General features: G+C 41.8%; 6 protein-coding genes. 5 read left to right on the forward strand and 1 reads right to left on the reverse strand.

Going from position 1 to position 11,091, the window contains the following annotated elements:
• The 5 genes from HYS07_10850 to HYS07_10870 form a co-directional block, all read left to right on the forward strand.
• Positions 1-1,005: hypothetical protein (locus tag HYS07_10850; protein ID MBI1871669.1), on the forward strand; the 1,005-nt coding region annotated here is incomplete at its 5' end.
• Between the two features lie 518 nt (positions 1,006-1,523).
• Positions 1,524-1,709 (forward strand): hypothetical protein, encoded by a 186-nt coding sequence (locus HYS07_10855; GenBank protein ID MBI1871670.1) that lies wholly within the window; start codon positions 1,524-1,526, stop codon positions 1,707-1,709.
• A gap of 9 nt (positions 1,710-1,718) precedes the next feature.
• Complete coding sequence (locus HYS07_10860; protein MBI1871671.1) at positions 1,719-2,582, forward strand: RHS repeat protein; 864 nt, start codon at positions 1,719-1,721, stop codon at positions 2,580-2,582.
• A gap of 199 nt (positions 2,583-2,781) precedes the next feature.
• Positions 2,782-8,328, forward strand: coding sequence for a DUF11 domain-containing protein (locus tag HYS07_10865; protein ID MBI1871672.1), 5,547 nt, complete (start codon positions 2,782-2,784; stop codon positions 8,326-8,328).
• 52 nt (positions 8,329-8,380) lie between these two features.
• Entirely contained in the window at positions 8,381-8,857 is a 477-nt protein-coding gene (locus HYS07_10870; protein MBI1871673.1) for a four helix bundle protein, read from the forward strand.
• A 24-nt stretch (positions 8,858-8,881) separates the two neighbouring features.
• Here the strand turns inward: HYS07_10870 and HYS07_10875 are convergent, their stop codons facing one another.
• On the reverse strand, positions 8,882-10,852 hold the full coding sequence (locus HYS07_10875; GenBank protein ID MBI1871674.1) for a hypothetical protein: 1,971 nt from the start codon (positions 10,850-10,852) through the stop codon (positions 8,882-8,884).
• Positions 10,853-11,091: the final 239 nt, after the last annotated feature.

An 11,091-nucleotide genomic window follows, 5' to 3' on the forward strand; every position in this document is an offset into this window, starting at 1 on the left:
AACATCACCGAAAAAGACGGAGTCACCAGAACCCACAACGAACTCAACCAAATTACATCCACGACTGATGGAACAACGCTTGCCTATGATAACAATGGAAACATCACAAGCAAGGTAGTCGGGGGAATTACCTGGACCTACACCTTCTCATCAGAAAACAGATTATTGAGTGCATCATCGAGTGACGGAACGAACGTCACATTCCAATACGATGCATTAGGGAGAAGAATCTCAAAGTCAGACGGCACAACTACCACATCATGGATTTATGATGGCGATGACATCTTACTTGAATACGTCAATGGCTCACTCGAGAGCAGGTATACGCAAGGGCCCGGTACCGATGAACACTTAGCAAAAACAAATCTCACTACAGGAGCAAACTATTTTTATCACACTGATGCCCTTGGCTCCACCACTGAAATCACCGACAGCACAGGTTCGATCATTGAAAGCTATCAATACACCTCTTTTGGCCAACCCACAGTCTTCGACAAAGATGGGCTAAAAATTACTCAATCATTCATAGGGAATATCTATCAGTACACGGGAAGAGAATATGATATAGAAACAGGACAACAGTATTCTCGTGAAAGATACTACGACTCGAGTTTGCAGAGATTTTTGTCTAAAGACCCGATAGGATTTGCTGGAGGAATTAATATTTATGCATATGTCCGCAATAATCCGATTAATGCAACGGATCCCTTTGGATTGCTTGGGGAAGACAAAGTTAAAGAAAAACTTGATGAATATATTAGTGATCAATTAACCGAATCCGAGAAGCAGAAAGCGGCTGATTTTACTGGACAGCAAATAAAGCCTTGGCATATTCCTGGCCTGCTCGGTGGTAATAAAGAAGCTTACGAGAAGCTAGAGGAACGAGTCAGAAAAGCGCTTGAGAAGTCTGACAAAGAAACTAAAGATCTCTTTGACAGAATAGACAAGATAAAGAAAGAGCTTGAAGAACAGCAAAAGAAGCAGAAGGAGCCTTGTAAGACATGAGGAAGCTCTTTCTCAAGCTCATTTTTGGGGCAGTTTTTACAGGAATCGTTTTATGCAGTTCCAGCGAACTCCTTTCAGGATTTCCAGTTTTTATATATACCATCTTTCCGTTAGGCTTGGCTCTTCTTATTGCTGAAATATATGCGTATATGACTTGCTTTGTATTCTTGTTTTTTGGGGTGAGTAAATTTGGAAAGCTTAGATACATACTCTGGGTGAGTCTAATCGCGGTATACATTCTCATAAACATGGTAGCGGCCCGATTTATACATTTTGACATTCCGATAGAATCGATTATTCCTAATTTAAATCGCTCATAAGCCCTGAGCGGCGCAGTTATTGATTGTCCCCTGTTGGAATGGCCTGGCTCAAAGCTAGGCAACGTTAAAGGCCTCGCGATTGTGTAGATGTAGATGGGGCGTTGGTAGGAAATTAGATTAATTTGAAAACTCAAAAATCGTATGACCATTAAAAAATTTTTCTCACTTTTTCTTTGCTCTTTTCAATTCCTTTGGAGCATGGCTATCGAAGCTCCAGCCCAAGCTGAGTCAACAGGCCAATTCAAAACCATCATAGACCCCTTAGGTAATACGATAGAAAGAACCTACAACTACGCCCCTGCCAATCGCCCCATCGAACTCATCAGCAAATCTAACGGGATAGAAAAGGTAGAAAAGGGGTCAGGTCTTTTGTTGAATGATTGAAAATAATTTATGGGCTTCGCACTAAAACAAGAAAATGAATTTCCCTTTTTAAGCTTGGTCGAAGGGCCAATGCTTAAGGTTCTGCCTGGAGGAAAAGCTAAGGCAAAGCCTTTGGCGGAAATTATCCCAACCACCTCGCTAGGGGGTGGGATTATTCCTTTTGATTCTTCTAGCCTCGAGCTTCGAGCCTCTAGCCTTGAGCGAGATTGTGCGCATGACAAAGTAAGCAACGTCACACAGAAGAAAAACCCAAATGGAGCCACCCTCAGTTACGTCTATGATGCCCTCAATCGCTTGACGACAAAAACAACGCCAGAACAAGTTTATGCATTTGGGTACGACACACTCAGTCGACTCACAAGTGCATCAAATACTGCAAGCAATCTGTCATTTGCATATGATGCAGTGGGCCAATTGTTGAACACAACCACAGCAGGCAGTCAACCTAGTATTACATTGTCATACAGTTATGATGAGGCGGGAAGAAAGACAAATCTCAGTGATCCAACGGGTAGCACAGCCTATGAATTTGACAGGGCCAATAGACTCACATCGATGACTAACCCCTATAATAATTTTGCCTTTACCTATGATAAAGGTGGAAGAAGGACAGGACTCACTGGCTCTGGAGGCATTGAACGGACATATTCTTATGACAATATCAATCGCTTGCTCAGCCTCATCAACAAAGTCAACGGCAAGGACATCGATTTATTGACCCTTCAGCGAGATGCTATAGGAAACAAAACCCAGAAGACAGATTCACATGGCGCTGACAACTACACTTATGACCAAAATCAAAGACTACTCTCCTCATCCCTCAACTCAGAAAGCTTCATCTATAGACAGGTAGACAGGGACGGTGTTAGTTAATTAGGTATTTTTTAAAACTTAAAAATCGTATGAACATTAAAAAAATTTTCCCACTTTTTCTTTGCTCTTCTCAATTCTTTTGGAGCATAGAATAGGGGGGTTGCGTCGAAAGAGAGGCCGATAATGAAAGTGAAATGTGATTGCAACGGAAAATTCAAAGAAGAGATCCGTAAGTTTGAAGGATTAGAATGTGAGGCTCATGAATAAAAAATATTTATTGGCTCAGATGATCGTTACAGGATGGCTTTTTTGGGCAGCGAGTTTGCCTATTCAGGCATCAACCAATCTTTTACAAAATTCCAGTTTCGAAAGCGGAACAGGGACGGGGTCTGGAAGCTCATTTTCTAACTGGACTATTTTTGGGAATGATACCTCCGGTTGTCCCTCCCCCAACAACAGAATTTTTGCACAACGAGATGGGTCCGGAAATGAGCACAGTGGCTCTTTTTCACTGCGCATTGCTTCTGACTGCGGTCCCCCTTCAAGTGATGCAGTCGCAGGTGTATTTCAAGACATTACCAGTGGCTTTGGCGTAGGAGATACCGTCACCCTTCAGGCCTTCGCCAAATTTGCATCTGGGGATGCAACGGGCGAGCTCCATTTTAAAATCGAATTTATTGGAACGTCGATTGTAAAAGAATCTGGCGATTTCGCAACCTCTTCGTCTTACTCAAGTCCTTCTTTGCAAGCAACCGTCCCCTCTGGAACAACAGCCGTTCGCGCAACGATCATACAAGTGATGAAATCAGGTTCCTCCAGCACTGGAACGAGTGCGGCCGAATATTTCATCGATGATGTTTCGATGGCCATTGATAAACAATCCTCGAGTGTATCTGTTGAAGGATGTAGTTTTCCTACAAATGCCAGTTTTGAAGATACGGGAATTAAGAATGAGGAAATTCTACCGGGGTGGACACGGTTTCCTTTTGAGTCTTCTTTGGTCAATCAAAAGGATAATTCTTCTCTCGTCTATCTTGCCTTGGATGGAACACACGCGGTTGAGATGAACATCTTTGGCGGTCAATTTACGGGTATTTTTGAGGTGATCACCGGAATTCATCCTGGGGAAACCCTTGATTTTAGTGCGTATGCCCGCACGGATAACACCGATTTTGGAGCCTTTGGCCAACTTAAAATAGAATTTAAGGATGTAAAGGATCGTCTCATTTCGGATACCCTTTCTGATAAGATTACAAAAAACAATGCCTCTGGAGATTATAAAAAGTTTTCTATTTCAGCTGTGGCTCCCACAGGAACGACTTATGCCGTTCTCGTTTTAGTCGGCGATGCAGGACAAGGCGGAGGAGGCGATATTGTTTTTGATGCTGTCTGTTCAAACTTTCAGCCAACCGCAAAAATTACAGGAGATGTTTTTAACGTCACCAACGGACAACTGATTACAACCACTCACGTCGAGCTTTTACGTGCGGATGGAAGCTTGATTGAGACCGATAGCAATAACCCCTTTGAATTCTTTGTTGAACCTGATTCCTATCGTATGCTGCGAGCTTCGGCTGAAGGCTACACCTTCCCTTCTCGCATTAATCAAACAGTGATCCAAGGCGATCATGGAGATCTTTTTCACTTCTCTGGCGACACTAAAATCTCTCTTCCCATGGATCCAGGCTATCCGCTCATTCTTAAAAAAGATGTAAATAAGAAAGAAGCTGCACGGGGAGATTTACTTGTTTATAAATTTAATATAAAAAACAATTCTACCCTCCCCATTGACAATGTTCTTTTAATAGATGATTTACCGGATTCTTTTCGATACCGATCGGGGACTTCTCAAAAAAATGGAGAAAAGATTGCGGATCCTTCTCAAAACGGTTCCCTTACCTTTAATCTCGGAACTTTAAAAGGATCTGAAGAAGTCACCATAAGTTATGTCGCGGTCATTGGAACCAAGGCTGAACCTGGGCGTCAATATTTAACAACCGCCGTTGCCAAAAGTTCAAGTCTTGGATGGCAACTTTCAAACACCTCTCTCTCCGGTCCTACCGTCATTTTAGAGCCGATCTTTGACCTCGGCACGATGATCGGAAAAGTATTTAACGATCAAAATAAAAATGGAGTCCAAGACCACGGTGAGCAAGGCATACCCGATGTTCGTCTAGCAACCGAGGAAGGAACGGTTATCTATACGGATGCCCATGGAAAATATCATATTCCAGGAGTTAAACCGGGCCGTCATATCATTAAAATAGATCGCCACAGCCTTCCTCCTGGTGCTGAATGTGTGACAGAAGAAGCTTATCTCGTTAAAATCACCGAAGGACTTTTATCGAAGGTAAATTTTGCGATTGCTTTACCTCTGGATACAACGATTCCCCCCAGTTATCAAAATGAGCTTGAAGTTCATGTCACACAACAATATGATAAAGTTGTCCCTCATCTTGAGGTAAGTCTCAACCAAGAAAATTTTGAAATTTTAGCCGATCAATTTGTTCAGCCTGCCTATTTCTACATTGAAGGAAACTACCTTGACCTTGCGATAGGCTGGAAAATTATTATTCGGGACGATCGCGACAAAATAATTCGTACGCTGGGCCTCACAGGTGAACCTGCTATCCCCTCTCGTGTTGAATGGGATGGAAAGAATGATGATGGAATCATTTTAGACTCAGATCGAAATTATACCTACCAGCTCATTATAACGGATGGGACCCATGAAGATTGGACAGATAAAAAGCCTTTCAAAACCACCGCCAAAAAAGAACATCCCATTGAAGTGCGTCAAGAATCTTTTATGCATCTTGAAGAGAATCAAACAGCCCGTCAATCCATTCCCATTACGAATCGTAACTCGGTCATGGTCCGAGGCCATGCAAAACCTGACTCAACCATTAAAATCAATGGGCAAGAAACTTATGTGCATGAAGATGGAACATTTGAGAGACAGGTCCTTCTTCCTTCCGGAGTACAGGTTGTCAAAATTTCTAACACCGACGAGAATGGAAAAACGCTAACCTATGTTAAAGAAGTTGATGTTCAAGAAGACTACTTTTTTATGGTGGGAATGGGCGAAGGAGAATTGGGTGCCAGAGATGTCTCTTCTCATTTGGAATCTATTAGCGAAGATGATCAATTTGATGATGGTTTCTATCAAGATAGACGCATTGCCTACTATTTAAAAGCAAAGGTCAAAGGAAAATACCTCATCACCTCTTCCCTGGACACAGACCGATCAAATAATACCAAACTCTTTACGAATATTGACCCTGACCGCTACTACCCTGTTTATGGAGACTCGGCGACCCTTGATTATGAGGCAACCGACACCCAAAGCAAGCTGTTCTTACTTTTGGAGGCAGACAAGTCTTATTTTAAATGGGGTAGCTTTCAAACAGGATTTACTGATACGCAACTCGCAACTTACAATCGAACACTCTCGGGAGCTAAATTCCATCTGGAACGTGAAAAAACAAATCAATATGGCGACACCTATGGAGAAGTCACCGGCTTCTACGCCAATTCCGACGCTGCCCCCGACCATAACGAATTCTTAGGAACAGGGGGATCTCTTTATTATCTTAAAAACCGTAATCTCATTGAAGGAAGTGAAAAAATTAACGTTATTACTCGTGACAAAATTACAGGGCAAATCACGTCAAGTGTTGATCTTGTTGAAGGAGTCGATTATGAAATTGATTATTTTCAAGGTCGAATTATTTTAACCCGACCTCTCTCCTCCGTTTCCGGGTCAAACACGATTATCTCTTCCGATATTTTAGATGGAAACACCTCTTTTCTCGTGGTTGATTATGAATATCATCCCAGTTCTCCGCTTGAAAATCCCTCTCGTGGAGTCAAGGCTCACACTCAGGCTTTGGAAAATTTACGCGTGGGTGGCACTTACGTTCAGGATGACCATGAAGGACCCAATTATAAGCTGCTCGGCGCTGATGCCATCTATAAGATTGGCCGACGCACCAAATTTACGGCTGAATATGCTCAATCTAGATCCGATCAATCCTCCACCAATCTCTCAACCGATGGAGGGATCACTTTTACCAATGAAGATCCAACACTCTTTGGCACCATCACTGGGAACACCGGTAATCTGAATGTGACCATGGATGAACTCAGTCGAATCAGTCCTACCACCTATCTCAACTTTGATCCGGACGCACACGAAGCTTACAGCATGAAATTTCAAACGGGTGTCTCAAACAAATTAACCTTTAAATCCTATTACACCTATGTTCAAAGAGGTTTCTCCAGTACCTCCGTCCTCTTTCAAGAAGGAACACAAAAAATAGGAGGCGAACTCAGTTATAGATTAGCACCCGCTACTTTCTTTAATCTTCGACATGACACCCAAAAACTGATTGATGATTCTGAAACAACGGTGGGCCTCTCCTCCCCAACAACTATTTCTGGCGTTAATGGGCTTTCAGGAAATTTACTTGAGGGAGAAGAAAACTACACGACAACCGCACAAATTACACACGATATAGGGAAGTGGGGACTGATTGGTGAATATCGGCACCAGGAGATCGGGAGCCCGGTGAATCAGAATGATCCTCTCTCAGACTTTTTCTTTGTTACGAATGAATCAGACGATATCATTGCGGGTCGAGCTACTTATCACTGGAGTGGGAAATTTATTCCATTTATTGAACAGCAAGTTTCCTTGGCCGGCTCTGATAATCACCAAACCACCGCTGGAGCCGACATGAAAATAACTGAAAAAATTTGGCTTCAAGCTCAGGAAACGGTTGGGAATAGAGGTAATTCAACTTTGGTTGGTTTGCAAGCCCAAACCTCTGAAAAAACACGTGTCTATGTCAACCAAATGATCGGTTTTGACGATGCCCTGGGTCATGCCACACGGACAACCTACGGCAGCCACACTCAAGTCGACTCAAAAAGCACATTCACAACAGAAAAACAATACACGACCTATCGCAAAGGCGAGCTGGAATCTAATCTTTTCGGTTATGAAACTCGATTGAAGGAAGGTTGGTCCTTCAGCGGAAACTATGAAAGAATCGATAGTGACAATGGTTTTAACCGCGATGCCGTTTCAGGAACATTAGGCTACACAAAATGGAATAAACTTAACCTTTTTACTAAACTGGAATTCCGCCAAGATGAAACATCCGCTTCCCTCACTCAACATCAATACTTGACCCAAAATCTGGCCAAATGGCAAACCACGGATGACTTAAGTTTACTTGGACGTTTTAATTATGGCTTCACGAATGACACTACTCACGACACGACATTAGGCGAATTTTGGGAGGCAGGAACAGGATTCGCTTATCGTCCCATCTATTTTGACCGTTTCAATATGCTGGGCAAATACACTTATCTTAATGATGATCAACCCAATGGCCAATCTGATTTTGGACTGGATATTCTGGAACATTCCCATCTAACCTCTATTGAAGGGATTTATGATCTCAACCGCTGGTTTCAAGTGGTTGAAAAATATGCCTTTAAATATGGTGAAGTCAGTGTCGAAGGAAGCGACTTTTTTGAAGTGAAAACCCACTTATGGATTAACCGCCTTAATTTTCATGTCACCCGCAAATGGGACATCGCGGGTGAATTTAGATTAAGACGAGAAACATCCACCGATGACCAAAAAACAGGTTTCCTCATCGAAGTAGATCGTGAAGTAATTGACTATGTAAGATTCGGCGCTGGTTATAACTTCACCGACTTCTCAGACGATCTTAAGTCAGGATCCGACGATCACGCCCACGGATTCTTCTTCAGACTCACCGGAAAATACTAAAACCTAATTTGAAATCTCAAATTTCAAATTTGAAATAAAAACAGGAGCCTTTATGACTTTTGAGAGGTTTGAAGATGTGCCCGTCTGGAAAGAAGGAGTGAAATTAACAACCGCAATATTTCAATTGACCGAAGACAAGCGTTTTCGGTTTAAGGGTGATATTGCAAATCAAATTCAACGTGCGTCCCTGTCCATCCCTAATAACATCGCGGAAGGCTTTGAGCGTGGGACGACTCAAGAATTAATTACTTTTCTTTACTATGCACGCGGCTCAGCTGGAGAGGTGCGGTCCATTCTAGCGGTCATGGAACAAATGCGTGTGTTTGACGATTTGAAATTTCAAATTTCAAATTTGAAATTGTTGGTAGAAAGCATTTCACGCCAAGTAAGAGGTTGGACAAACACGTTACAGAACACAAAAATTCAGGGCCAGAGACATCTGAATGACAATACAAAAAAGGCCTTTGAAAGAGAGAAAAATCGTAAAGAATTCGAAGCAACACTAAAAAAATATTGGCAACCGTCCTAGAGGACATGAAAATAGAATTGAAACCTATCTTTTCCCCTCAAGCGTCAAGCTCCCCAATTTATTTTTAGGGGGTAAGTAGCACCAGTTCAATTTAGTTGCTTCTCTTTTCTTATGATCAATATCATGAACGGCAGGAGAAACTCCTAAAACAAGACCTCTATGAGGTCTGATTCCTAAAAATTTCCATGAAATCGCAGCCTCAACCTGATATCCCTTTTGACCTTCTCCCAATGAAGTAACGGTGTAAGAAACCTCATCAGGTCTTGCAGCACGGTTCTGAAACCAAATCCAAGCTTTTGGAAAATGACCTTTAAAAACAGGTGAAAAACCAATCTGAAAATCTTTAGGGTTTCCCCAATTTAAACCATCATTTTCAGCATCAATAAAAAGTTCAATACAATCCCCCTTAAAAATATGATCATTCACTTCATCATTAATCACTTCATCATCCACAACCGTCATCGCAAAATAAAGAAAGTTTTCATCCCATTGGAAATAAGCTTTTGGGTCAAGATCTTCGGCACTTTCAACTGCCCCAAATTCAAGGGTTCTTTGAAGAGGGAAAGTCAATGCCTCGACATCCTTCCAATCGCGTAGTTTTCCATCTACAACCACACGCGTCCTGACATGTCGCACCTCTTCCTGAATCCATTCAGGCTCTACAAATGGCTTCACAACTGGATTTAAAAGTCCAAGATCCAGCAAAATAATAGCGCCTTCCCCTCCTGAAAAATCTCTTTTTTGATAAACATCCTTCAGCTGACCATTTAATATTTCATGATAATCTTTGATTAAAGATAATCCTTTTTGGACCCTAGGATCTTTCTCGAACAAATTCCAAATCAGACCCTTTTCTAAAAAATTGCATAAACTTAAAAAAATCATTTCCTGATCAATCACGAGATACCGCTGCACAACCTTACCCGAAGAGAGATCAACTGCATCCCTAAATCCAAAATTTTTTGATCCCTCATTGGATTGATACGGTTTTCTTAGATTAAATTTTTCGAATGTCTTCAAGTTATGAATGACCTGTTCTGGATAATAGTGAATGGCAAGAACTGAAGCATAAGGAGCGACCACATCATCGATCAGCTTACCTGAGCCCAAGTATGAGCCTTGCGGCCCTGCACAAGCTGACCAACCCCAAACAGCATACTTCTTTTTAACCGCATGAATCATTTGAGCATAAGCCAAATTTGCGACAGATTTTCCCATCAACGTCGCTTTTTCATCTAAGAAAAGGCCTGTCATGGCCTCTAGAAAAAGACCTCCGGCCTTCCAGCCAGGGCCTAGATATTGAATACTATACCTCTCTTCTACACCTCTTTTCAGAGCATCCCAAAATTCTGGCGGAGCAGCCCCTCTCGCTACAGCTAGGAAAAAAGCCATTCGTGCGTCCGTTCCTAAATCTCCATAACTAAACCGTAACGTCTTATTCTCCCTAAGATCAAAACCTCCTGTCAGAGTTTGAGTTGACGGGTCATAAAAAAAACTCCAGTCCATTGAATTAATCAAATCTGAAATTCTTGACGCTAGAGAGGGAAAAGTTTGACGGGCAATTAAAAGTCCGGCGGCGAGATACCCCGAATCAATTGGAGAAACAATTTTATCGGTTGTAAAAGGATGATAAACCTGAACCCAACTTATCGGAAAACCATGCCACTTCTCAAGTTGTTCTATGAAGGTGATACACTTTGAAATGTATTCCAATGCCTTAATTTCATCAATGTATCCAAGCCTCTGGGCTGCACAAGCCGAAGCTAAATAAAGCCCAATATTACTCATTGAGGTATAATTTTGTCGCGTCGAATTATCGAAAGGGATACCACTTTTATCATCCACCAAATCACTGATACTATCCCACGTTTCTCGAAGAAGCTCTCTTAAATAGGCCTGATCCTCTTTAGAAATTTCATTCACCTTTTCTTTAGAAACTGGAAAACAGGAATTTGAAAGAGAACAAAAATAAAAAATAACTAAAAAAATTTTCATCTCACCTCATTTAATTACCTAAAACCTGCGTGAAAAGTAGCATTTTTCAAGCAAGGGGGACAAGTTTTTTGATTTTGTTCATGGCGAACTGGAAAACATTTTTATTGGGGCTGTTCTTTGGAAATTTAAGATTAGGAATATTTCCAGTATGCACCAGGATTCCTGGCATCATGAAAAGTTTATGGCGAAGCCTGGGGAGCGTGAGTGACTGCCAGTCCTCCGGCAAGCAAAGTCGTTTA

This window comes from Chlamydiota bacterium (assembly GCA_016178055.1).
GTDB lineage: Bacteria > Auribacterota > JACPWU01 > JACPWU01 > JACPWU01 > JACOUC01.